Origin of the sequence: Psychrobacter sp. 2Y5 (assembly GCF_051847375.1) — a bacterium.
Taxonomy (GTDB): Bacteria; Pseudomonadota; Gammaproteobacteria; order Pseudomonadales; family Moraxellaceae; genus Psychrobacter.
Genome location: NZ_JBPYDA010000004.1, coordinates 250,647 through 276,092, shown reverse-complemented (window position 1 = coordinate 276,092; position 25,446 = coordinate 250,647). Strand labels below are relative to the sequence as shown.

Here is a 25,446-nt window from a genome sequence, read left to right as displayed (position 1 = left end):
AAACGTAGGAATATCAATGAATAAAAGTTTTTTAAAAACAGTGAGTGCTAGTCTATTAATTTTAATGTACTGCTCAGTTGCAAATGCAGATTTGCAGCGCTTTTATGAAGAGTCAACAGACAGCTGGGATTGTGGCTACAAAAATAGTTTGGGTGAAGTGGTGGTTCCTACTGGTCTGTTTGAGGCTTGTGGAGATTTTTCTGATGGTTTAGCTTATGTTGGAAAAATAAAAAAGGGCTACGATGAAGAAGGTAATCTAAGCTATAAAAACCTTCAGGGCTTTATTGATAACAAGGGTAGATTGGTTATTCCTGTTGAGCATGAAGCTAATGATACAGGTGTGGATACTGACTATAAGAGCTTTAGTGAAGGGCTAGTGGCTGTTTATCGTAATGGTAAGTATGGATATATGAATAAGCAACGAGAACTTATCATTCCCTATCAGTATCAGTCAGCAGAAGCATTTCAAGACGGGTTGGCAGTCGTAAGCTTGAAAGAGAAATATGGAGCTATTGATCAATCAGGAAAAACTATTGTTCCTTTTAAATTTAACTTTCTTCACTCTTATTCAGATGGACTGGCTCAGTATACTGAAAGTAATCATTGGAATAATGGCAGTCAATATGGTTTTGTTGATACCAATGGCAATATCTCAATTAAAGCAAAATGGGATCGTGCTTGTGATTTTTCAGAGGGTTTAGCAGCCGTTCGAGTGGGTGACTATGAGACTGGTAAATGGGGTGTTATCGATAAATCTGGTAATTTTATCGTGGAACCTAAGTACGATGCGCCCAATATTCAAACTTGGAGCGACGCATACTACGATGATTGCTACTACAAAGAAGGTAAAATAAATATGTATCAATACACTGATGCTAGTAAACCACACGAAAGTAGTATTACAAGATATACGCTTGACAATCAAGGTAATGTCATTAGTGAAACGTTCTATGCTAATTGGGATGCTGTTATCAAAAAATATGAATCCCAAAGTTGGTAAAAGTATATTAAGGAATACGCTATGAATAATTATGTTCAATCAGTCGCTATGCAGCCCTCTTGGATGACTCGTACTACACTAAACGATATAGGTCATTTGATTCAAAAAAGCACTTGGCAGTTTGAAGAGGATATTAATCTTGCTGATAAGATGAATCTTAGCGACGTACAAGAAACATCCGTTACCCGTATAAAATGCACTGAAAAATACAATACTTGGCAAGAGATGATAGCTTGTCAAGTTTATCAGCTATGCTGCGATAAAAGCTCATCTGAGTTTACAAAACAAGAGTTTTTAGACAGATTTGAGAACGATCTCGACAAAAGATGGCCTGGTAGGAAAGATATAGAGGGAACTGTTGTACATTGTTTAGGGGTGATGAGGAAAAACAATCAACTAGAGCAGTTAAGTAGAGATTCATATCGCTTATTGGATGAAAGCTCAGTACAAGGACTTGATGTTCAGACATCTCATGATGTTTTGACTACTGAAAAGAATAGAGATTCTTATAATGTAGACAGTATTATCAAAGACGGATGTTTTTTACCTAAGGCTAAAATCGAAAAAACACTCGAACGCCTAGAAGCTAAAAAAAATATAATCTTACAAGGACCTCCTGGGACTGGCAAAACGTGGCTAGCTAAGAGATTAGCCTTTGCCTTAATCGGTCAGCGTAATGACAATCAAATAAAAGCGGTACAGTTTCATCCAAATCTCTCTTATGAAGACTTCATACGTGGTTGGCGGCCCTCAGGGGAAGGTCGATTATCATTAGTAGATGGACCTTTTATGGAGATGATAAAAAAATCGATAGAAAATCCTGAAAAAGAGTATGTCATCGTCATTGAAGAGATTAATCGTGGCAACCCAGCCCAAGTATTTGGTGAGATGCTCACACTACTGGAAACGGACAAGAGAAACCCAGATGAAGCGTTAGAGCTATCTTATAAAAAGTCTGATGGTGAACGTGTATTCATACCTGAAAACTTATACGTTGTGGGAACTATGAACGTTGCCGACAGATCACTTGCACTAGTTGATCTCGCCTTGCGTCGCCGCTTTGCTTTTATTGACTTAGAACCTACACTTGGAAAAGCTTGGCAACGCTGGGTACACTCTCAAAATGGTATCGATATCGATTTCTTAAGACAGATTGATAGTCGTATGACTGACTTAAACAATGAGATCTCAGCAGACAAAAATCTTGGTGCGCAATTTCAGGTAGGACATAGTTATGTGACACCAGCTGGTAATATGAAAATCAATAATCAAAAAGCATGGTTTAGTGACGTTGTCGCAACAGAAATAGCGCCTTTACTGGATGAATACTGGTTCGATGATCTCGAAAAATCTCAAAAAGCTCAAAAGCATTTAGTTGAAGGCTTATAGTATGTCTATCAAGCTTGATGAAAAGAACGGGTATATTGGCAAAATACCCGTTCGTAATCTATGGTTACTCATGCTGTATGCTTCAGATATCTATAAAGAGCTTAATATAGCCAATGTCGCTGTTGAAGAAAACCCTGATGATATTCCAGAACTGGTTGCAGAAATACTGTGCCGCCGCGTTGAACGTCGCATTCAGCTAAACCTAAGTTATGCGTATCATCATCGTGAAGCAGTAGTTAGCCGAGTTCGTGGAAAAATAGACCTGCTTGACACTGAAAGAGGCAGGTTACTTGAGCGAGGTAAGATCTCCTGCAGCTTTGATGAGTTAACCATTGATACACCGCGTAATAAATATGTTAGGGCAGCTCTTGAGGTTATTTCTAAAGTCGTTAAACGAAAAGATTTGGCTCATCGGTGTCGATCGCTAGATATACGTCTAAGACGAATGGGGGTTAGTCAAATACGCCCTAGTCGTAGTGAAATATCATTGGATAGATTTGGAAGGCACGATGCTAAAGATAAGCCTATGGTGACGGCCGCACATCTTGCCTTTAATCTAGCACTGCCTACTGAGTCTAAGGGTTGCACTACTTTACCTTTACCTGATAGAGATGATCTGCCGTGGCTTCGCAAGCTTTTTGAAAAAGGCGTCGCTGGGTTTTATGATACAGTTCTGTCAAATCAATGTTATCGCGTCAGTGCAGGGAAAGTACTTAAATGGCAAATAGATGATAAAAGTTCAGGAATGGATAAGATTTTTCCTAATATGAAGACGGACATCATCATTGATAATACGGACTTGGCGTATCGCATTGTTATAGATACTAAGTTTAATGCTGTAGTTACAAGTGGATGGTATCGAGATGAAACGTTAAGAAGTGGGTATCTGTATCAGATGTATGCTTACTTGAGGTCTCAAGAGGACAGTAACGATCCTCTTAACAAGAATGCTTGTGGTCTATTTATTCATCCTTCGATAGGTGAGAATATCAATGAGTATGTCATTATTCAAAACCATAAAATAAGCTTTACTACTGTAGATCTAAACACTACAGCAAATGAGGTCCGAGAACAGTTATTGAAAATTGTGCAATGTAGCTTTAATGTCGAGCCTTTCCTAAAAACTGTGTAACTGCTTATAATCCACTAACCGGAGAATAAGCAACGACGAACCAATCTGACCTTAAAAAACTGGCCGAGCAAATGGCTGGTAGCATGAACAGCTTTGAGGATACCAAAGACTTTCAAAAGCAGCTCATGCAATCCTTTATCGACACTGCTCTTGAAGCTGAGATGGAAGACCATCTCGGCTACCCCAAGCATGAAAAAGCAGACAAGCCTAATAAGCGCAGTGGACACACTAAAAAGACCGTCCGCAGTGACACAGGCGATATTGAGATATCCACTCCTAGAGACCGTGATAGCAGCTTTGAGCCTGTGCTGGTCAGTAAGCATTAAACTCATATCTCAGGTCTTGACGATAAAATCATTTTTTTTACGTCAAAGGTCAAACTACCACTGAGATTGTCGAAACGGTTAAAGAGTTCTATGACGTCGATATCTCAAGCAGCTTAGCTTCAAGAGTCACTGACAACATCTTGGAAGACATCACCGCTTGGCAGAACCGGCCATTAAACTTTGTTTATCCTATCGTCTATTTGGACTATATTGTCGTTAATGTACGTTAAGACAAGCAGGTCAACAACAAAGCCATTTACTTAGCCTTAGGCATCAACTCTAGCGGTAAGAAAAAGCTGCTTGGCATATGGCTATCTACTTCTTATTAGTAATAATAAATTTGCTCAGCAAGTCATATAGTCTTTTATCTGGATAATCTTTCTCTTACTGATATGGCTTACTCAGCTGATTTAATTTTATTAAAGATTTAGAAATCGGTATTAGTTGATATTAGAAGCTATTCTGATTGAATAACTAGTACTTATAGTATTTCCTAGAGTTGCATAACTTACTTGCTCTAGAGCTTTCTGAGACCTATATGGACTGAACAGCTCATCAAGAGTGTAATAAAAACCACCATCATTTACTCCGAACATATAATCAAAAAATATTTTTGCCATCGCAGATTGAGGGTGGCTAAAGTTACGACAAGCTATATTGGGAGTCCAACTACCGCTATATAGCTTATCGAAAATTCTCTCGATATTGTCAGAAATAGAGTTTGATGCACGCTTTCTAGTAATATTTGGTTTTTGCACATATGCAGCTGCACTTTCAACCGCTTCATAAATTATATAATGTATGGTCGATACAGAGTATTCAGCTAAACATGCTCTGAGAATGCTAATTAGCTTGTCGCCAATAGGCGGTGCTAGATCGTTCAGTCTTGACCTAGTGATTAGGTAGTTTAAACACTCTCCTAGCTGTACCTTTTCACACCAGCTCTTAAATTGACTATCCGCTACTAGAGCACTGGTATTTTTTCTAGATTTAGCGTTTATCGAGATTTTAGTAAGATTCTCAATACTATAAGAAAACTCAAAAATCGCTTGATAGAAATCTACTTCTAACTCTTGTTCTTCGTCGATGGTTACGTATTTGTAGCTATTTTCAGGAGCGAGTATAAGCAGATTTCGCTTAAAGAGATGATGTAGTATCTCTTCATCTAATTTAGAGAACGGTGATAGAGGTAATAATAAATTATCGCGTAGAGAAACTGTAGTTCTAAGATTCTCTACCCCTAAGCTCTCTACTGTCGCAGCAAGTAAAAACCTATCCACATCGTTAAGTGCAGTTAATACAGGGATGTTGGTTAATTGAATATCTCTGTAGTAGTTAATGTATGCTAGAACGTCCTGTTTATACTCTTCTGCTAAACGATCTTGCTTAAGATTATATTCTAAATACTCTTGATTCCTTCTCTCTTGAAACGTATCCCAACAATCATCACACCGCCAACTATCAGGTTTTAATTGAGTAAGCTGTGAACGAGTATGGCAAATCTTAGTTGTACCGCAGTCTATGCATTGACAGTCCAGTACGACAAGATGAGCATTTATTTTAACGATACTAGGTATATCCTGATGCTTAACATCAAACTCTTGACCTATCTCTTTACAGGTATATATAAAACCACTTCGTTTGTCGGCTTCTCTTAGCCAGTACCTCTCACAGATCAGCTTATTAGTTTCTGTTATATCTGACTGATACTCTAGTTTAGTTTTCACGCTCACCTCTCAATACCGACTATATCCCGTGGATATTGTAGCTTACCACTGTGAGTATTGCTATCTTTAGCAGTGGTTAATGAGATGACAACAGATGAGCGTATGATTGCCTTTGGAAAGCGTGTCCGTGAGATGCGAAAAAGCAAAGGAATATCCCAAGAAAGATTGGCGGAGATGGCAGGTATTGATCGTAGCTATATGGGAAACATTGAGCGTGGAGAGAAAAACATTACTCTGAAGAAAGCGTATGAAATATGCGATGCGTTAGATATTGAGATACGAAATTTAGTCTAAAGCACCTATTATTGTTTTAAATCATTCGCCTGATCTTGCCATTAACGGCAGATTAAAAAAGCGTTCACCTACTACAGCTAAAGACCTAGCTTTATATAAGGTGTACCCTATCGAATACAGACAGAAAATGTTACTTGTATTTATATCAAAAACGATTTTTATAGTCTGGGTACAAGCTGAATTTCTACGACAAGGATAGATGGAGAAAAATCTACCTAAACTGCTCCATGATATGGGATGTACTAATTTTATTTTGGATTTACTATAAAAGAAAACAATATTCTAATATTTGCTATAATCAATTTATCAATAATTAAATACTGAAAATTATGTTGCCTATTTTTCAAACACTGAATGGAGCACCATGGCGCATTTTGCCTCCAGGTGAGCATCCTGCTACCTTACAAGAAGTCAAAGAGCTTTTAGCGTTTAACAGTCATAGGCTTAACTTATTTAATGGTCTTGTATCTGCAGCTAGTTTACTCGCTCAATCAGGGTGCCAATATTTATATCTTGATGGAAGTTATGTAACAGAAAAGGATATACCTAGTGATTTTGATGCTTGTTGGAGTATTGAGGAAGTTGACTTAGATTCACTTGACCCTATTATTTGGAATATTGAAAACGGTACTATTGCCCAAAAAGAACGGTTTGGAGGAGAGCTTTATCCTAACTGTACAGAAGGAGCTTCTGGAAAATTATTTAAGGAGTTTTTTAAGAATGAAAAACATACAAATCAGGAAAAAGGGATTATCGTCATAGACCTTCAAACTGAATTTTATGTTTTTTCTCAAGGAGTATAGAAAATGATCTTAAACTCTTTTGAATTTCATTTAACGGAACAGAAAATCGAGAAAATAAGAGCAACTGTTTCCGAAGTGGACAAAAAAAAATTTGACACTTCTATAAGCCCTATTTTACTAAAAATAGAGCTTAATTCATTAAACGCGCTCTTAAATAATTTAGTCGAGCAAAGAGATTATTATCTGGAAATTAGTAGAAATTTTAAGAACAAAAATCCCATCAGAGAAGATGTAATAAAATCTCCAGAAAATCTAGTCTATATAAGAATAGCAAATGATATTTCTCAAGAAGAAATAGCTGCTATTTTAAGGACTAATGTTGAAGAAGTAAAAAGGCAAGAGGCATATCTAAATAAAAATTTAGATGTTATTTCCTTGTTAAAGATAAATGACTATTTGAAAGAAAAAATATCTAGTAATTTAGATGCTAATAGCTCTCAGGTTTCTTGGGATAAATTTCCAATTAGAGAAATGCTAAGACGCGGATGGTTGCCGTCGGGAGATGCTGATCCAATAAGTTATATTAAAGGACTAGTTACAGATATTTTTGGAAATGGTAAGTATGAAGTAGCATTACATAGGAAGTTTAGCTTTAATGGAAATTTTCCTAGTGAGTATTCACTATTTGCATGGCAAATTCAGGTTCTCAAAAAAGCAAAAGAAATATCAGAGCAAAGCAAAGTCCCCAAGTTTAATAAAGACTTGTCTTGGTTAAATCAGTTAGTTAGAATTTCTACAGACTCAAAGGGACCTCTCAAGGCTCAGGAGTTTCTTTTATCAAAAGGAATAATATTGATTGTAGAGCCACATTTACCATCTACGTATCTTGATGGTGCTGCAATGCTTCTACCTAACACATCCACTCCTGTAATAGCCCTTACATTACGATATGATCGCTTAGATAATTTTTGGTTTGTTCTTTTACATGAATTGGGGCATGTTTTTCTTCATTTGAATGATGAGCGAATCGCTATATTTGATGAAGATGTTGGCATGACTACTGATCAGATAGAAAGTGAAGCTGACAATTTTGCTCTGAACAACCTAATTCCAGCAGAACAATGGGATGTATGTATGTGTAGATTTTATTTAAATGAAGAGACATTAAAAGAAGATGCCGAAAATTTCAATATTCATCCAAGCATAATTGCTGGAAGAATAAGAAAAGAAAACAATAACTATCAAATATTTAATGAGCAAATAGGATCAAAACAAGTACGGAAACTTTTTTGGGATAACAACTATGATTTTGAGTAAGTATTATGTTCCTTTTTTAAAGTGGCGACAAAGTGAATACCAGGCATTATATAAGCTCAAAGAAGAAATTAAGGATTTTATTGTACCTTATATAATCTTACCTCCCCTTGAATATGATTTTGAAGCAAAGTGTTTAAAGAAAACTATTCAAGAGCACATTGAACCTATGCCAGATAGAATTGAAAAGAAATGGGGTACTAGACCAGCTCTTTTAGATTTTCATAATAGTATAGAAGAAGAGATCATGGATAATGGGGAGAGTGTTGTAAAATACGTATATACCAAAGCTCTTGCTATGGGATGTAAGCTAATTCCAGTTATATCACTCCAAAAATCCAATACTTATTTAGTAGAAATCAAATCAGTTGTTATCACTCAAAAATGTGGCATTGTGTTGAGGCTTTTTTTAGAAGACTTGGATAAATTAACTATAAATAATGAAATTGACAAATTATTAAGTTTTTTTGATTTTGGCATAGGTGATATCGACCTGATTATTGATTTAAGAACACCTGACAAGTTTGAGCCATACCCTTTATTTTCCAATCTAATTTATACGAAAATTTCTTATATAAACAATCTTAAAGATTATCGCTCTTTTGTTATAGCAGCAAATTCATTAGATTTAGGAGAAATCAAGCAGCCAGGAGGAGTTTTTACTCGTCATGAGTGGATGCTATACCCTTATCTTGTAAATAAATTCAAAGAAAAAACACCAACTTTTAGTGATTACACAACTGACAATATAAAATTTCTTCCTCAAATAGATATGAGGAAGATTAATCCGTCAGCAAAATTAATTTATACACTACCTCATGAGTGGCATGTATTAAAGGCTAAAGCATTTAGAGGAAATACAAAGCAGATGCTTAACCTTTGCTCAAATGTTATTAACCTACCAGAGTACAAAGGTATCGCCTTTTGTGACGGCGATAAGCGAATTTATGATACCGCTAATGGAACAGCAAACTTTGGCAACTTAGGAACATGGAAGCAAGCTGCTATTAACCATCATATGACAAAGGTTGTGCATCAACTCTCCAGTTACCACGCTTCAATAATTTAGTTTTAATTTCCAAAGCTAACTGTTGAATAGTCATAAATACATTCAATTGCTCATACAATTCTTTTCTAGATTTATGCTCAAGCCTTTCTGTAACACCAGATCGATAGAGTAAATCGATAACCTCTGCCTTCCATAGGATGTGAGCTAAACTTAAAAATTCTACGTGTGGATTAATTTTTGCTCGCCTAATTGAGCAAAAGCTTACGCCACCTCTAGGACCTTTAGTTGCTAAAATAAGCCCGCACCATTCGGGAGTTGAGTTCATTACATCTTTATAATGGTTTTCAGCTACAACAAAAGTAACTTTTTGCAGGCTTTTTGAATACTGTAATAACTGATTTGGCAGTCTGAGTAAATTATCTTTAGAACTTTTAATTTCATACCCATGGATGTAGTTAGCAAACAAGGCTATATCTATTCGATTACGACCATGTTCTAAAGATAGTTCATCAACTACTAAATGTTCACTCTTAGCGTAGTATTGTCTTTGCAATCGATTGTGCAAAGCATGACGGATATCTTGCTCATTTGTTGCATTCATTTTTTTGAAGTATCCAAACCTGACCTATAGTGCAAATATTTATTATAAAACGATAAGCATCAGTATGCTCTTTTACATAGCCCCGTAAAGCGCCATTGAGTAGTGCGATGGAGATTATATTCTAACTGTTTTAGGTTTTAAATTCTGTTTCCAGATGTGTATATCATTGGTAGTACCAAGCTGGCAGAAAACAGGAGCTTCCCTTATGATCATATCATTGGTAATGCCAAGTATGAACTGTTTAACAAAGTCTACTCAATCGGTCATACTTTATTTATCTAAGATCTGTGCAGTTTAGTTTGCACATCACAATTATATCAAATACGCTAGATTACTGTATGGTTGAGAGCATATCGGGCTATAAATAATAAACATATGTTAAAGTATCAATTATCCCTAACGCTAGCTAGATAGGAAGCCTACTGCCATGGCTGGTATCAACAAATTAGAGTTATCTGAAACAGATATTATCAGCAAGTTCATTCTACCTGCCATTAAAAGCTCAGGCTGGGATGACATGACCCAAATTCGCGAGGAAGTGAAGCTTCGTGATGGTAAAGTTATCGTACGTGGTCAGATGGCAGTGCGTAAAACAGTCAAGTCTGCTGATATTGTTCTGTATCACAAGCCTAATCTGCCGCTTGCTGTTATTGAGGCCAAAGCGAACAAACACTCTATTGGTAAAGGAATGCAGCAAGCACTTGATTATGCTGGGCTACTCGAAGTGCCGTTTATATTTTCATCTAATGGTGATGGCTTTATTTTTCATGATAAAACCAATACCACTACCCTTGAAACAGAAGTTTCACTAGCAGACTTCCCGACGCCAGCTGAGCTATGGGATAAGTACTGTCAGTGGAAAGGTTATATGCAAGCTCAACTGCCTATTATCACTCAAGACTATCACGATGATGGCAGTGGTAAGTCACCACGCTACTATCAGTTACAAGCCATCAATAAGACCATAGAAGCAGTCTCTCGTGGACAGGATCGCATCCTGCTCGTAATGGCAACAGGGACGGGTAAAACTTACACTGCATTTCAAATCATCTGGCGTCTGTGGAAGGCTAGAGAAAAGAAACGTATCTTGTTTTTAGCAGATCGTAATATTTTGGTCGATCAAACTCGGGTTAATGACTTTCAGCCTTTTGGCACTGCGATGACCAAAATAGAAGGCCGTACGGTTGATCCAGCCTTCGAGATTCATCTTGGCTTATATCAGGCGTTAACAGGTCCAGAAGAGCATCAGAAAGCCTTTAAACAGGTTGCACCAGACTTCTTTGACCTGATTGTCATTGACGAGTGCCACCGAGGTAGCGCTGCTGAAGACAGTGCTTGGCGTGAGATATTGGAATACTTTCATAGCGCGACACAAGTAGGCTTAACAGCGACCCCTAAAGAGACTAAAGAAGTCTCTAACTCTTATTATTTTGGGGATCCTCTTTATACTTATACCTTAAAACAAGGCATTGAAGATGGATTTTTAGCGCCCTATAAAGTAATTCGAATTGATATCGATGTCGATCTACATGGTTGGCGTCCAACCAAAGGACAGACAGATAAGCGTAATGAGTTGATTGAAGATCGTATCTATAACCAAAAAGATTTTGATCGCACTTTAGTGATTGATGAGCGTACTGAATTGGTGGCTCAGACCATCACTAGCTACCTTCAGCGTACTGACCCAATGGCCAAGACCATTGTATTCTGTAATGACATTGATCATGCAGAGCGCATGCGCCGTGCTTTGATTAACTGCAATCCAGAGCAGGTCAAAAAGAACGAAAAGTATGTCATGAAAATCACGGGTGATGATGAGTTAGGCAAAGCGCAGCTTGATAACTTCATCAATCCAAAGAAACCTTATCCAGTGATAGCGACAACGTCGGAGCTGATGACGACTGGTGTCGATGCCCAAACTTGTAAGCTAATCGTCTTAGATCAAAACATCAAATCGATGACCAAGTTTAAGCAAATTATTGGCCGTGGGACTCGTATCAATGATAAATATGGCAAACTATGGTTTACGATTCTCGACTTCAAAAAAGCAACTGAGCTATTTGCCGATGAGCGCTTCGATGGTACTCCTGAGCGTGTTATGAAAATGACACCATCACAGGTCAATGGAGGCAGTGATGAGCTAGATGAGATGGTAGATGGTGAATCAGGGGCCGAATTAGAGGAGACTTATGATACTAAAACGTCTCACAACAACGAAGGTGACAATGACTCCCATATGGGCGGCAGTGACGTTGATACAGGTGACGACCTTGGCGGCAGTGAGCCAGCGAAAAAATACTATGTGAAAGGTGTAGCTGTAAAAGTAACGGCACAGCGTATCCAGTATTATGATACTGATGGTAAGCTAGTCACCGAGTCTTTTCAGGACTATACTCGCAAAACTTTCACTAAGCAGTTCGCTAGTTTGGACGAGTTTACCAAGCGTTGGAACGATACTGAGCGCAAACAAACCATCATTGATGAGCTGGCAAATGCTGGTATTATTTGGGAAGCACTACAGGAAGAGGTCGGTTCAGACATGGACCCCTTCGACCTAATTTGCCATGTGGTATATGACCAGCCACCCTTGACGCGTCGTGAACGTGCGAATGAAGTTAAGAAGCGCAATTACTTTACCAAGTATTCAGACACTGCTCAAAAAGTACTAAATGCCTTGCTCGATAAGTATGCTGATGCGGGTGTAGAAGAGATCGAAAGCCTAAACGTGCTTAAAGTAAAACCACTTGATCAATTAGGTAGTCCGATGGAAATTGTCAGAGAAGGCTTCGGTAGTAAACAAGATTATCAGCAAGCCATTAGTGATCTTGAAAGTGAAATCTATTGGGCACCGCCACCCAAACAAGCTTAAGCAACTAGAAAAAATTAGCTACAATCCATATATCTAAGCCTCTTATTGAGGCTTGTTTTATTCGTACTATTTATGAAAATCTATCGTTTATTGAAAAGAGAAACAACATGTCAATCAGTTCAGTTATTAAGTCTATTCAAGATATCATGCGTCAAGATGCTGGTGTCGATGGCGATGCTCAGCGTCTAAGCCAGTTGTCATGGTTATTGTTTCTCAAGATATTTGATGCGCAAGAAGAAGCGCTTGAGTTCGAACAAGAAAACTATAAGACCCCCATCCCTGAGAAATACCTTTGGCGTAACTGGGCAGCTGATTCCGAAGGCATCACTGGTGATGAGCTACTAGAGTTTATAAACGACGAGCTATTTGCTGATTTAAAGAACCTAACGGCACCAGTAGATACCAACCCACGTGGCTTTGTCGTGCGTCAAGGTTTGAGCGATGCCTACAACTACATGAAAAACGGCACACTACTACGCCAAGTGATTAATAAACTCAACGAAGTGGACTTCAATCGTTCGGACGAACGTCATCTATTTGGTGATATTTATGAGCAACTGCTACGTGATTTACAAAGTGCGGGCAATGCAGGTGAGTTTTATACCCCTCGTGCCGTGACACGCTTCATCGTTGACCGTGTAGATCCAAAGCTCGGTGAGCGCGTCATGGATCCAGCTTGTGGTACAGGTGGGTTTTTGGCCTGCTCATTTGATCATATCAAAAACAATTATGTCGAAACTGCTGAAGATCATCAGATACTACAAAAACAAATTTTAGGGTTTGAAAAGAAACAACTGCCGCATTTGCTCTGTACGACCAATATGATGCTGCATGGTATCGAAGTTCCCGTACAGATACGCCACGATAATACCCTAAATAAGCCGCTGTCTAGCTGGGATAGTGATATTGATGTCATCGTAACCAACCCGCCTTTTGGTGGCACTGAAGAGCACGGTATCGAAAAGAACTTCCCTGCTGAGTTCCAAACACGTGAAACGGCAGATTTGTTTTTGCAGTTAATCATTGAGGTCTTGAAAGATAAAGGTCGCGCTGCTGTCGTATTGCCTGATGGAACCTTGTTTGGTGAAGGGGTAAAAACCAAGCTAAAGAAGATGCTGACAGAAGAATGTAATCTGCATACCATCGTACGCTTACCAAACGGTGTGTTTAACCCTTATACGGGCATTAAAACCAATATTCTCTTTTTTACCAAAGGCCAGCCAACCAAAGATATTTGGTTTTATGAGCATCCTTACCCTGAAGGCGTCAAAAACTACAGCAAAACCAAACCAATGAAGTTTGAAGAGTTTCAAACCGAGATTGATTGGTGGGGTGATGAGTCTGACGGCTTTGCCAGTCGTGTCGAAAACGATCACGCTTGGAAGGTCAGTATTGAAGAGGTCATCGAGCGTAACTATAACCTCGATATCTCCAACCCCTACCAAGGTGAAGTCATTGATTATGATCCTAATAAGCTACTGGCTGACTATGCCGAACAGCAACAAAGCATCGATACGTTACGCAGCCAATTAAAAGATGTGCTGAGCGCTGCACTGTCTGCTAACACGACAGAGAGCAACTAGCTATGAATCTAAAAACGAGCTTAGAGATGAATGAAGACATAAGCAAGCCAGAGCAGTTAATCACTGAGCATATCGATATCTGGACCAGTGCTATACTAGCTAAGTCGACTAGTGGACGTGGCAGCAGTAAAAAGTATGAGCTGTATGGTATTACTAAATTACGTGAGCTGATCTTGGAGTTAGCGGTACGTGGCAAACTAGTTCCACAAGATGCTGATGATGAGCCTGCATCTGCTTTGTTAGATAAAATAGCAGTTGAAAAGGCTCAGTTGATTAAAGAAAAGGTAATCAAGAAGACTAAGCCATCACCCCTTATTAGTAATAATGAGAAAGCCTTCGAACTGCCCCAAGGCTGGCAGTGGGTGAGATTAAACGAGGTTCTAAATATTTTCAATGGCAATAGCATCAATGCCAGACTTAAAGAAAGTAAGTATAGCAATGTAACTAATGGATTGCCTTATATTGGTACAAAAGATGTGGGCTATGGCTTTGAGATTTTAAATTATGACAATGGAATAAGTATTCCTTATGAAGAACCCAAGTTCAAAGTAGCCAAGGCAGGTTCAGTTTTAATATGTGCTGAGGGTGGAAGTGCAGGTAAAAAATGTGGAATAACAAATAGAGATATATGTTTTGGCAATAAGCTTTATGCTAATCAAGTATTTCATAAAGACCTAAAATCAGAATTTATACTAATGAGCTTTCTGTCTCCAACTTTTTTTAGCCAGTTTTCGGATTCGATGACAGGAATAATTGGTGGTATTTCAATGGCAAAATTCTCACATCTTGTAATTGCCATTCCTCCCAAAGAAGAACAACAGCGTATTGTTGCCAAAGTCAATGAACTGATGCTTCTATGCGATCAGCTAGAGCAGCAAACTGAAGACAGTGTCGATACTCATGCCACCCTTATAGAAGTACTGTTAGCCACATTAACAGAAAGTATTAATTCTGATGAATTGAAGAAAAATTGGAAGAGAATTGCAGAATGTTTCGAGATTTTATTTACTACTGAGCAAAGCATCGAAGAGCTTGCTAAAGCAATTCTTGATATGGCAATTAAAGGGTTGCTTACAGACACTTTGGATATCAAAGTTGTACCACTTAAAAAAGTATTATCATTTGGACCGAAAAATGGGTATTCACCAAGAGAGGTTGATTATCCTAGCGAAGCAAAAGTTTTATCTTTAGGGGCTACATCAACAGGAAGTTTATTACTCGAAAAAAGCAAAAGCTTTGATAAAGAAATAGCTGCTGATTCCCATTTATGGTTAACTAAAGATGATATTTTAATACAGCGTGGAAATTCAGCTGAATACGTTGGCAGTAATTTACTGATACATGAAGATATTCCTGGTTTCATCTATCCAGATTTGATGATGAAAATTCAAGCAGATAGCTGTATAAACCCAAAATACTTATCTATAGCTCTATCGTCACCTACTTCGAGGAGGTTTATGTGGGAGCGAATGGTAGGGACTTCTGGTACTATGCCAAAAATAAATCAGAAAACTGTCGAATCCGTTCCAGTTCCTTTACCAACCTTAGAAGAGCAAAGCCAAATCGTTGCCAAAGTCGATGAATTAATGACTATTTGCGATCAGCTAAAAGAGAGGCTACAGCAGTCTCAAGAGACGCAAATTCAGCTTACTGATGCGTTGGTTGATCAAGCTTTAGGGTGAGTTTTAGTATTGGGCTAAGTGTTTTATATGTCTTGATAAGATATAATATCTCTTATCAAGACACTCTACTCGGTAAATCGAATAATGTTGATGTTGCTGGTAAGGACAACTGACCGTTTACACAGACCGTATTGTGCAGAATTAAAAATGCACAGTCAGAATGTGACGCTCTACATTAGTAAATAAAACGGCTTGTGCATAAATTAGGGGTTGTAAAATTCCTAGGCGTGCCTTTTAATATTGCCAGTTACGCCCTATTAACGCATATGATCGCGCAAGTTTGCGAGCTGGAAGTGGGAGAATTTATCTGGACCGGCGGTGATTGTCATATTTACCAAAATCATAGAGAGCAAGTAGAGTTACAGCTCACTCGCGAGCTTTATCAGCTGCCGACACTGGCATTAAATAAAGAAGTGAAAAATATTTTTGCTTTTACTTTCGAGGACATCAGCGTTGACGGTTATGAATCGCATCCGGCTATTAAAGCGAAAGTGGCGGTTTAAGCGACTGAACTGTGGAATTAAGAAAACTGTAAAACTAGAAAATTAATGAATAATAAAAGGGATAAGTTATGAGTTATGCGCATACCGAAGTTGCCCAAATCGCCGCGATTAGTAGCAATCGCTGCATCGGTAAAGACAATGAATTGCCGTGGCATATCTCGGCTGATCTACAGCATTTTAAGGCTATGACCACTAAGCAAAACGATGGGGATACAGATAGTATTCAAGGCATCGTTGTTATGGGACGCAAAACGTTTGAGTCGATGGGCAGTAAGCCGCTCCCAAAACGTGTCAGCTTTATCATCAGCACTCAGCTTGATTACGCTGAGCAAAAAAACCTAACCGACCGTGATGATGCTTATGTCGTGCATAATTTAGACGATGCCTTGACGCAAGCGGCAAGCCTCGCTCATGGCGCGCATTTAGATACAATCTGGGTTATCGGCGGCGAAAAGGTGTTTAAAGATGCCATGATGTACACCGATCGTATCGAGCTGACCCATGTCGATACAAAGATCAATGACGGCGATGCGTTTTTTCCGGAGCTTCCAAGCGACTTTGTCGCGGCAGAAAAGTCTGACTCTCAGCATGATGAAAAAAGTGGTTTAGACTTTCAGTTTGTGAGTTATAGAAGAAAAGAAAGTTAATCTCTAGCTTATAAAAAAGCCAGGCTTTGAATAGCCTAGCTTGAATCAACGACATTTGAACTTTTACATGAGTATAAAAATAACTAGTGGTCGAAAACTTTACTCATGTAAAACCTTATAAATCGTCTTGGCAAGCACGGGTCCGATACCTGTGACGCCAGCCAACTCCTGCTGCGATGCACCTAGCAATTGCTGCAAGCCGCCAAAATGATTGAGCAAATCACGGCGACGCTTTTCACCCAATCCCGGAATCACTTCTAGCACCGAGGACGAGCGGCGCTTATCGCGTTTTTTACGGTGCGCGGTAATCGCAAAACGGTGCGCTTCATCTCGAATATGCATCAATAAATGTAGCGCCTTACTATCCATCGGTAAATCAAGCGGCTCATGATCGATAAAGTGTAATACCTCAAGCCCAGCTTTGCGCCCCTCGCCTTTTGCCACACTAATCAGCAGCGTATCATTAAGGATACCCAACTCTGTTAGCACTTCTTTGGCGATACCAAGCTGCCCTTTACCACCGTCAATCAGTAATAAATCCGGCAAAGGCTGTTTTTTATAACGTCGTGTCAGCACTTGCTTCATCGCGGCATAGTCATCACCACCTTGAATATCATGAATGGCATACTGACGATAGTCGCGTCGGCGCGAACCGCCCTGATCAAAAACTACGCAGCTCCCGATGGTCGCCTCACCCATAGTATGCGAGATATCGAAACACTCAATCCGGTCGATGGCTCTATCAGTGACGTCAGCAAGCACATCTTTTAAGGCATTAAAGCGCGCGTGCAGCTCAAGATAATCGCCAAGCTTAGTCTTTAGCGCATTACTAGCGTTGAGACTGGCTAAATCTAACCATTCAGCTCGGTGTTCACGTACGTTAGTCTTGATAGTGACTTTACTGCCAAAGTGAGTCGCTAGCGCCTCGCTGATGGCTTGCTGATCTGGTAGCTTATGACTTAAGATAATCTCGCTTGGCAAGTCATCGGTCACCTGAAAATAAAACGAGGTAATAAAGGCGGATAAGTTATCAGCGATAGGCTCGCTGCTATCGACATCGGGGAAATAGTTCTTACCACCAAGCACGCGGCCGCCGCGCACGGTCAGCACATTCACTGTCGTCATGCCAGCTTGGCTAGAGATGGCGATAACATCAGCCTCGCCTTGTACGGTATAGACCGCTTGTCGCGCTTGTACTTCGCGCAGCATCGATAGCTGGTCACGATAAAACACCGCTTTTTCGAAATCTAGCGCTTCGGCGGCGCCTTCCATTTTTTCGATCAAAGCACTATGAATATCACTAGAGTCGCCTTTTAAGAAGCGAATCGTATTATTGACATCTTCAGCATACTCTTCTGGCGACACGAGCCCCACGCAGGGCGCACGGCAGCGCTTGATCTGATACTCCAAGCAAGGGCGTTTGCGTTGTTTAAAAAATGTATTAGTGCATTGGCGCATCTGAAACATTTTTTGCATCAGCACTAGCGTCTCTTTGGCGGCATGCGCTGAGGGAAAGGGTCCAAAGAAGCGGCCTTTTTGATGGTTGCCTTTACCGCGGCCATAAGCCAAACGCGGATAAGGTTTATCAGCGGAGATAAATACATAAAGATAGGACTTATCGTCACGCAGTAGCACGTTATAAGGCGGCCGGTATTCTTTGATTAGGTTTTGTTCGAGCAGCAGCGCTTCGGTCTCACTACGCGTAATAATGGTTTCTATATTATGAATACGCGCGACTAAAGCCCGAGTTTTTGGGTGATCGATGGTCTTGGCAAAGTAGCTATTGACGCGGCTTTTTAGCGATTTGGCTTTACCAACGTAGAGAATATCGCCATTTTTACCTAGCATTTTGTAAACGCCTGGCAAATTAGGCAGACGCTTAATCAGGTGCTTAAGACGAGCTTTTCTGTCGTCTTTACTCTCGATTTCAACAGCATCTTTATTATCGTCTGCACTAGCATTTCTGCTAGAGCCATTGTTGACATCATTACTTATGTTGTCGTCAGCATTCGATTCTGAAACTTTAACCATAACCGCTAAAACTCTCAAAGGTTTTGAATTACTATTATTTATGGGGAGCTGCCTACTAGATTACAAGATGGAAAACAACAACCTTATCAAGCTATTAGCAGCTTTACTGCCCATCTTTAACATTCGTCCTATCTAAAAATTATTTAGCAAAATGCAAATGCAAAAAAGCCAGCATTAAGCTGACCTTTTTATCGCTACCAACGATTTCTTACCTTAGCAAGACTATTTGAGCTGCGATAAGATAGCAACTTCACGGATGTAGCTCGCTAAATCCTGTTCGGACTCCATCATGAGCTCATCGTCTTGGGTGTGTTTGGCATATTCAATCCATAACAGTAATTGATACAAGCTATTACGCTCGGAAGCAGTATACTGCTTGATGAATTGCTTAAGCGTGCTTTCATCATTGATATTAAGCCTACCGCGCCAGCTTTCTATCTTGGCAACTTGCTCATTAGGGAAAAACGCCTCAAAGAGCGCTTTGATGAGCTCGTGACGATTCTCTTCACTGATCAACTTGCCGACACGCTTAGTCTGCCGATTACGCGCATTAGCGCTAGTAATATCGGCTAAAGCCATCAATTCTGCCATAAAATAATCACTGGCAGGCAAGGTTTTTAACTGCTTTTTCGATAAGTTAGCCAAAGGTATCGACAACGCTTGCAGCCGCTCATGGGATTTTTTGAGTTCGGTACGCGAAACGCGCATGTCTTGTTCTGACCAATCAATCATAAAAGCTCTCTAAGAATAATGGAAATAAAGGATAAAAAATAACGACTGCAAGTAAAGTCACTCTAGTCAGTTGAAATTAAACCTGTGATATGTTTAAGCGCGCTACTGGGATGAATTTAACGCAGCCTCTGTGAATACAGCACACAAGTAAAATTTATACCAGTAGCGCTATACCATTTTTAAAGTGTATCGACTATATAAAAAACCAACGACTACCAGCGATTTTTTTCGCGGTGCTTAGCGACTATAGTTAACGCCTTTGGTAGATGCTGAGTCAAATGGCGTTGTAGCTTTTCAGTAATAAAAACCGAACGATGCTTGCCGCCAGTGCAGCCGATAGCTACGGTTACCGTATGGCGGTTATTATGCAAAAAATTGGGCAGCCAGCGCGTGAGAAAGGTAGCAATATCATCGCTCATCTCGCTGACCTCAGGATAATCAGCAAAGAACGCTGCAACTTCGCTATCTAGGCCAGTCGCACTGCGTAGAGCAGTGTTCCAATGCGGGTTAGGCAAAATCCTAACATCAAAGACAAAATCAGCATCGATAGGCGTCCCATATTTGAAACCGAACGATAGCAGATTAACGATAATCTTGTTATCCGCCCCGACTTGATCGCGCAGACGCTCTTTGAGCTGATGAATATTCAGTTTACTAGTATCGATAGTAATATCGGCGCAGCTGGCGATGGGCTGCAATAATTCGACTTCTCTTTTTATCGCAGCTGGCAGATTGTATTTGGTGTTTTCAACACCGTCAGCATCTTGCGCCATTAGCGGGTGCACACGGCGAGTCGCATTGAAGCGCGCAACTAAGATATCCTCTTGCGCAGTGACATAGATCACTTGTACTTTTAACTCGCCATAGCGCTGATGTAGCTGCTTTTGAATCGCTGCAAAGTTAGACAAGTCAGCACGCGGTGAGCGAATATCAACGCCTAAAGCCACACGCTTGATATTACTCTCATTAACGAGTTTATGCGCCGCTTCAGGAACTAGCGATAACGGCAAATTATCAATAGAATAATAGCCCAAATCTTCTAAAGTATTGAGCACTGAGGTCTTACCTGAGCCTGAGCGCCCAGAGACAATAAGTACGCTTAACTTATCATCGCTAAGTGATGGCGTTTGAGTATTTGCGCCGAGCTTGTCCACTTCCATGCTATTACCCTAATCCATAAGCTGATTAATAAATACGCTTACTGCGTTCTAAACGACCGAACGAACTGTCTCTATCCTACGCTATTTATTTAGCGCTAATAAGATTATTTAACCCATGGGTTGTCTAGTCGTACCAATTGATTATCCAGCAGTCTTGCCTGCCCTAGTTTTGCGGCGACTAGAATAATCAAATCTTGCTGATTTTCTTTAAGATAGGACGCTTCAAAAGTAATAGGCTGCAAATCGGTAGTTTTTACTTCTAGATAGTCTATAGCAAAACCCGCTGCAGTAATACGCTGAGCCGCTCGTGTTAATAACGATTGCAATACTGAGTTATCAAAGCTATCTTCTGCTATTTTTTGCGCTAATTGATCAGCGAAATTTACTAATACTTGATGTAAAACGGGTGCGGTTTTGCGCTCAGTATCGGTTAAATACTGGTTGCGAGAAGATAAAGCTAAGCCGTCCTCCGCTCGCACAATAGGCGCACCAATAATCTCTACCTGATAACTTAAATCCCTGACTAATTGCTTGATAATCGCTAATTGCTGATAGTCTTTTTGCCCAAAAAAGGCCACATCAGGCTGCACAATATTAAACAGTTTAGCGACGACGATACCGACGCCATCAAAATGCGTCGGGCGCGATTGACCACATAATTGCATAGCTATCGCGCCAGCCATAACCTTAGTAGGCGGTGGCAACAGCGGATACATCTCATCAATACTAGGCGCAAACACGTAATCGGTATCGACGCTTGCTAGCTTAGCAACATCGGCCTCAAGAGTGCGTGGATAACTCTCAAAATCCTCACCAATACCAAACTGGGTTGGATTAACAAAGATACTGACTACCACAATATCAGCCTGCTGTTTAGCCATTTTGACCAGCTGTAGGTGTCCAGCATGCAAGTTACCCATCGTTGGTACTAAAGCAATACGCTGCTGACTACGCAGAGGTTTTAAGGTGTCTTGCAAACTAGCGATATGATGATGAATGATAGGCATCAAAAAGTCTTCTTATCTTGGTATCGGATGAGATGTGATTGATATATCTGTTTAATGGTGCGTGAAACGCACCCTGCTAACTACTAACCCAAAATATTTCTAGCTAATCAAACTGATGCTGCGCCTGTGGAAAGCTACCCTCGCGTACCGACTGCTGGTACAGCGCAAACGCGCCTTCGATGCTACGCTCCCTATTACGCTCATCGGTCAAGAAATCATGAATAAATCTTGGCGCCCGGCCATGAACCATGCCTAGCATGTCATGCATGACTAACACTTGACCGTCGGTATCTGCTCCGGCACCGATGCCAATGACCGGTACCGCGACCGCTTCAGTCACCGTCTTAGCTAAATCTGCAGGGACGCATTCTAAGACTAACAGCGCCGCGCCCGCTTCTACCACTGCTTTGGCATCAGCTAATAATTTATCCGCCGCTTCATCGCTACGGCCCTGAATCCTATAGCCACCAAAGACATTGACCGACTGCGGCGTTAAGCCTAAATGCACACAAGTTGGCGTACCCGCTTGCGCTAAAGTGGCGACCAAACGACTAAGTTCACGCCCGCCTTCTATCTTGATGACATGAGCGCCTGCTTGCATCAGCTGCCGACTATTAGCAATGGCTTCAGCTTCAAGTGCATAACTCATAAAAGGCAAATCCGCCAAGATCAGAGCCTGCTTATTACTACGCGCGATATTCGCCGTATGGTATGCCATATCAGTGACAGTTACCGGTAAAGTCGAGTCATAACCTTGCACCACCATACCTAAGCTATCGCCGATCAAGATGGTATCGATTTGCGCCTTTTCCATCATCCGTGCAAACATCGCATCATAGCAGGTGAGACAAGTGAATTTGGTGCCGTCTTTTTTAAACTTTTTGAGCGTAGATAAAGTCGTCATATGACCCTCAATGACTTGATAAAAGTATTTTTAAGTGGCTAATGATAAAGAAAAACTTCAGTAGTTAGCTTAGCAATCACTTGATAAGCTTAAGCCCGCTCCAGTCTGCGCTCAGTGGATAGGCTGAGACAGGCTGATCCTTAATCATCAGCTCAGGCGCTAGCTCTCGTAGCGGTACCAACATAAAGTTGCGCTCATGAAGTCCAGCATGCGGCACTATCAGCGTCGGCTCATCGATTTGCTGCTGACCATAAAGCAAAATATCAACGTCGAGACTACGCTCGCCCCAGCGCCGTAAACGTTCACGCTGTGCTTGCGCCTCTAATTGCTGACAAAAAGCTAGCAGCTCTAAGGGCGTTAAAGTTGTTTCTACTTCCACCACCGCATTGATAAAATCGGGCTGATCTTGCGGGCCCATCGGCGCTGACGCATAGTTAGAAGACACTCGTAGCTGACGCACAGCAGTGTGCTGCTCTAAGCTGACAAGCGCTTGCTGCAAATGCTCAATGGGCGAGCCTAGCTCATTGCTTAAGTTACTGCCTAAGCCTAAATAACAAGTGACCCAATTATTACTATCAAGCATTATCAGTACTAGGCTGACGGCGGCGGCGTTTGGCAGGTATCGCGCCTTTATTGGCAGCTGTTTTTGCTTCAGTAGCGTTAGCCTTGCCAACGGATTTAGCAGTCGAAGTTTTCTTTTCAGCTTTAGCTGACGAGGACTTGGCAGCTTTATCATCTTTGGAAGCATTATCTTTTTTAGAAGAATTGCCGCCTTTAGAAACATTACCATCTTGCAAAGCTTGGTTATCTTGCTTGCTAGCTGCTAACTCTTTATCTGCGCTCTTATTGACTGCAGGTTCAGATAAATTTAATGGCTTACGGCGACGCTTGCTAGGGATGGGTTCGCTACTTTTAGTACTCGCCACTGATTTGGGTGTTTGCGGTACTGCCATGGTTACTGAAGCTTCTGAGTACTTAGCTTTTAATGGCTGAGCTTGTGCCTTAGCAGCTGCCGATGATTTAGCTGATTTGGCCTCCGCTTTACTCTCCACTAGCAAGCTAGCGTTTTCTTGGTTTGCAACAGCGGCTTTATTTTTAGCAGAGACTTTGCGGCCGCTAGACTTAGTCATTTTGCTAGGGCTAGCTTTATCATTGCCATTAACACTGTTGCTATTATTCTCGCCATCCACCTGTATTTTGAGCGGTGGCACTACTCTTTCGTGTTCAATCACAAACAATGGCTTTGGCGCGGCAGGTTTTTTGTGCGATTGCTTCGTTGCTGCTAGTGACAACTGCTGCAATTGCTCAAGCTCTTGGCTATCTTGTTTCAGTTGCTCAGGGCTAGCAGCTTGCAGATTACTGTTCTGAGTAGCTACTTTGTCACTGTTGCGGCGGCGGCGACGCGAGGGTACATTCGCAGTGTCATTTGCGGCTTGATGAGTATGGCTCTGATTGACTTTAACTTGGTCAGGATTGCTGTGTGCATTAGCTTGAGCAGTGTCGTTTTGTTTTTGACGATTACGCCCGCGTCCACGTTGTCCCTTTTTATAAGCGCCACGGCGAATACTTTCATCAAAGTCAGCTATCGCTTGCTGCTTGTCTTTTTCAGAGAGCGTTTGATAAGTCTGCCACCACTCACCCATGCCATTAGTAGATTCAGATAACGGATGATCGGCATCACCGCATTGTTCACGCAGCAGTAAAAAGTCAAAACCGGCGCGAAAGCGCGGATGCTCAGCCAATTGTTCGATTTGTTTATTACGCGGCGCGGCAAGCTTGGGCTGCAAAATCCAGATATCGCGGATAAACTGCTCGGCAAACTTCGGAATAGCAGTCTTGATGCGTTGACGGTCAATCACTTTACCCGCGGCATGCATTTGCGCTTCAGCAAAAGGCATATTGCGATTTTTGGCCTTTTCTAGCTGATGTAGATAGTTCTCCCACAGTAGCGCCGCGTAGAAGAAAGCCGGGTTGATACTCTTACCGGCCGCGATGCGCTTATCGGTATTGATAGCGACTTGCTGCACTAATGGACTTGGCTCAGAGGGCGGATAGATAATGAGACTATCGATAGCGCCATATTCAAATAAAAGCGGCAATAAAGGCACCAGATAGCCGCCGGTAAACATCTTTTGCGTCTCATCATAGAGGCGATGCGGCGAAATCTGCTCAAGCAGAGCCCAATTGCTATCGTGAAACTGCTCGGATAGCTCCTTATCAAACTCAAAGCCTAGCTTGGCCTTAAAACGTAGCGCACGTAGCAAGCGTACTGGATCTTCTTCGATACGTACCGGCGCATGACCTAACAAGCGAATGACTTGATTATCAATATCCTCAAGCGCCCCGCAAAAATCATGCACCACGCCTTTGAGCGGCTGATAATATAGCGCATTAATAGAGAAGTCGCGACGGGCAAAGTCTTGTTTGATATCGCCCCAGACATTGTCACGCAAAATCATACCGTCTTGATTGGTACTCGCATTATTATTAGGCGGCCCACGAAAAGTCGCCACTTCAATGAGCTCGCGGCCTGAGTAGACATGCGCCAACTGAAAGCGGCGCCCGATAATGCGGCAACGCTTGCCAAACACGTCTTTTATCTCATGTGGCTTGGCATCGGTGACCGCATCGAAATCTTTGGGCTGCAGTCCCAATAAGGTGTCGCGCACGCCGCCACCGACGATATAGGCATCAAACCCAGCTCGGGACAACGTAGCAATCACTTCAGTAATGGAATTGGGTAATTCAGATTTATTTAGTTCTAACTGCTTGGCGGCACGCTCGGCCATGCAT

General features: G+C 41.0%; 21 protein-coding genes and 1 pseudogene. 13 read left to right on the top strand and 9 right to left on the bottom strand.

Going from position 1 to position 25,446, the window contains the following annotated elements:
• The first annotated feature begins 16 nt into the window (after positions 1-16).
• From ACS8E3_RS06275 to ACS8E3_RS06260, 4 genes and pseudogenes are all read left to right on the top strand, one after another.
• Entirely contained in the window at positions 17-1,000 is a 984-nt protein-coding gene (locus tag ACS8E3_RS06275) for a WG repeat-containing protein (protein WP_198551974.1), read from the top strand.
• 21 nt (positions 1,001-1,021) lie between these two features.
• Positions 1,022-2,389, top strand: a complete 1,368-nt coding sequence (locus ACS8E3_RS06270) for an AAA family ATPase (RefSeq protein WP_101211417.1) — start codon at positions 1,022-1,024, stop codon at positions 2,387-2,389.
• 1 nt (position 2,390) lies between these two features.
• On the top strand, positions 2,391-3,521 hold the full coding sequence (gene mcrC, locus ACS8E3_RS06265; protein ID WP_101211418.1) for a 5-methylcytosine-specific restriction endonuclease system specificity protein McrC: 1,131 nt from the start codon (positions 2,391-2,393) through the stop codon (positions 3,519-3,521).
• 71 nt (positions 3,522-3,592) lie between these two features.
• Positions 3,593-4,164: pseudogene (locus ACS8E3_RS06260) on the top strand (IS256 family transposase); the annotation flags it as partial.
• Positions 4,165-4,287: 123 nt separating this feature from the next.
• Here the strand turns inward: ACS8E3_RS06260 and ACS8E3_RS06255 are convergent.
• On the bottom strand, positions 4,288-5,574 hold the full coding sequence (locus ACS8E3_RS06255; RefSeq protein WP_101211421.1) for a hypothetical protein: 1,287 nt from the start codon (positions 5,572-5,574) through the stop codon (positions 4,288-4,290).
• A gap of 84 nt (positions 5,575-5,658) precedes the next feature.
• Here ACS8E3_RS06255 and ACS8E3_RS06250 point away from each other — a divergent pair, with 84 nt between their 5' ends.
• The 4 genes from ACS8E3_RS06250 to ACS8E3_RS06235 all read left to right on the top strand — a co-directional run bounded on the left by ACS8E3_RS06250 (position 5,659) and on the right by ACS8E3_RS06235 (position 8,994).
• Complete coding sequence (locus ACS8E3_RS06250) at positions 5,659-5,868, top strand: helix-turn-helix domain-containing protein (RefSeq protein ID WP_101211422.1); 210 nt, start codon at positions 5,659-5,661, stop codon at positions 5,866-5,868.
• 329 nt (positions 5,869-6,197) lie between these two features.
• On the top strand, positions 6,198-6,671 hold the full coding sequence (locus ACS8E3_RS06245) for a DUF6932 family protein (RefSeq protein WP_101211423.1): 474 nt from the start codon (positions 6,198-6,200) through the stop codon (positions 6,669-6,671).
• Positions 6,672-6,674: 3 nt separating this feature from the next.
• Positions 6,675-7,928: an ImmA/IrrE family metallo-endopeptidase gene (locus tag ACS8E3_RS06240; protein ID WP_101211424.1), complete on the top strand. Its 1,254-nt coding sequence runs from the start codon at positions 6,675-6,677 to the stop codon at positions 7,926-7,928.
• Positions 7,915-8,994, top strand: a complete 1,080-nt coding sequence (locus ACS8E3_RS06235; protein WP_101211425.1) for a beta family protein — start codon at positions 7,915-7,917, stop codon at positions 8,992-8,994. Before ACS8E3_RS06240 ends, ACS8E3_RS06235 begins: the two co-directional genes overlap by 14 nt.
• Here ACS8E3_RS06235 and ACS8E3_RS06230 read toward each other — a convergent pair.
• Complete coding sequence (locus ACS8E3_RS06230; RefSeq protein ID WP_157824044.1) at positions 8,933-9,535, bottom strand: sce7726 family protein; 603 nt, start codon at positions 9,533-9,535, stop codon at positions 8,933-8,935. The two genes, ACS8E3_RS06235 and ACS8E3_RS06230, sit on opposite strands and share 62 nt — an antisense overlap.
• A gap of 436 nt (positions 9,536-9,971) precedes the next feature.
• On the opposite strand from ACS8E3_RS06230, the gene hsdR reads away from it, so the two are divergent.
• From hsdR to ACS8E3_RS06205, 5 genes are all read left to right on the top strand, one after another.
• Positions 9,972-12,404, top strand: a complete 2,433-nt coding sequence (gene hsdR, locus ACS8E3_RS06225; RefSeq protein WP_198551976.1) for an EcoAI/FtnUII family type I restriction enzme subunit R — start codon at positions 9,972-9,974, stop codon at positions 12,402-12,404.
• A gap of 107 nt (positions 12,405-12,511) precedes the next feature.
• Positions 12,512-13,987, top strand: a complete 1,476-nt coding sequence (locus ACS8E3_RS06220; protein ID WP_439242334.1) for an N-6 DNA methylase — start codon at positions 12,512-12,514, stop codon at positions 13,985-13,987.
• A 26-nt stretch (positions 13,988-14,013) separates the two neighbouring features.
• Positions 14,014-15,669 carry a restriction endonuclease subunit S gene (locus ACS8E3_RS06215; protein WP_439242332.1) on the top strand — a complete coding sequence of 552 codons (1,656 nt, stop codon included), beginning with the start codon at positions 14,014-14,016 and terminating at the stop codon, positions 15,667-15,669.
• A 194-nt stretch (positions 15,670-15,863) separates the two neighbouring features.
• Positions 15,864-16,172, top strand: coding sequence for a thymidylate synthase (gene thyA / locus ACS8E3_RS06210; RefSeq protein ID WP_439242330.1), 309 nt, complete (start codon positions 15,864-15,866; stop codon positions 16,170-16,172).
• 68 nt (positions 16,173-16,240) lie between these two features.
• Positions 16,241-16,819, top strand: a complete 579-nt coding sequence (locus tag ACS8E3_RS06205) for a dihydrofolate reductase (protein ID WP_439242328.1) — start codon at positions 16,241-16,243, stop codon at positions 16,817-16,819.
• Positions 16,820-16,918: 99 nt separating this feature from the next.
• Here ACS8E3_RS06205 and uvrC read toward each other — a convergent pair whose 3' ends face one another.
• From uvrC to pcnB, 7 genes are all read right to left on the bottom strand, one after another.
• Positions 16,919-18,850 (bottom strand): excinuclease ABC subunit UvrC, encoded by a 1,932-nt coding sequence (gene uvrC, locus ACS8E3_RS06200; RefSeq protein ID WP_439242326.1) that lies wholly within the window; start codon positions 18,848-18,850, stop codon positions 16,919-16,921.
• Positions 18,851-19,072: 222 nt separating this feature from the next.
• Complete coding sequence (gene yjgA, locus ACS8E3_RS06195; RefSeq protein WP_439242324.1) at positions 19,073-19,582, bottom strand: ribosome biogenesis factor YjgA; 510 nt, start codon at positions 19,580-19,582, stop codon at positions 19,073-19,075.
• A 212-nt stretch (positions 19,583-19,794) separates the two neighbouring features.
• The gene (gene rapZ, locus ACS8E3_RS06190; protein ID WP_439242322.1) at positions 19,795-20,742 is read right to left on the bottom strand and encodes an RNase adapter RapZ; all 948 of its coding nucleotides are present in this window, start codon (positions 20,740-20,742) and stop codon (positions 19,795-19,797) included.
• 104 nt (positions 20,743-20,846) lie between these two features.
• Positions 20,847-21,749 carry a pantoate--beta-alanine ligase gene (gene panC / locus ACS8E3_RS06185; RefSeq protein WP_439242320.1) on the bottom strand — a complete coding sequence of 301 codons (903 nt, stop codon included), beginning with the start codon at positions 21,747-21,749 and terminating at the stop codon, positions 20,847-20,849.
• A 103-nt stretch (positions 21,750-21,852) separates the two neighbouring features.
• Positions 21,853-22,653, bottom strand: a complete 801-nt coding sequence (gene panB / locus ACS8E3_RS06180) for a 3-methyl-2-oxobutanoate hydroxymethyltransferase (RefSeq protein ID WP_439242318.1) — start codon at positions 22,651-22,653, stop codon at positions 21,853-21,855.
• A gap of 76 nt (positions 22,654-22,729) precedes the next feature.
• The gene (folK, locus tag ACS8E3_RS06175; RefSeq protein WP_439242316.1) at positions 22,730-23,236 is read right to left on the bottom strand and encodes a 2-amino-4-hydroxy-6-hydroxymethyldihydropteridine diphosphokinase; all 507 of its coding nucleotides are present in this window, start codon (positions 23,234-23,236) and stop codon (positions 22,730-22,732) included.
• Positions 23,229-25,442 (bottom strand): polynucleotide adenylyltransferase PcnB, encoded by a 2,214-nt coding sequence (pcnB, locus tag ACS8E3_RS06170; RefSeq protein WP_439242314.1) that lies wholly within the window; start codon positions 25,440-25,442, stop codon positions 23,229-23,231. The genes folK and pcnB overlap by 8 nt, the downstream gene beginning before the upstream one ends.
• Positions 25,443-25,446 lie beyond the last annotated feature (4 nt).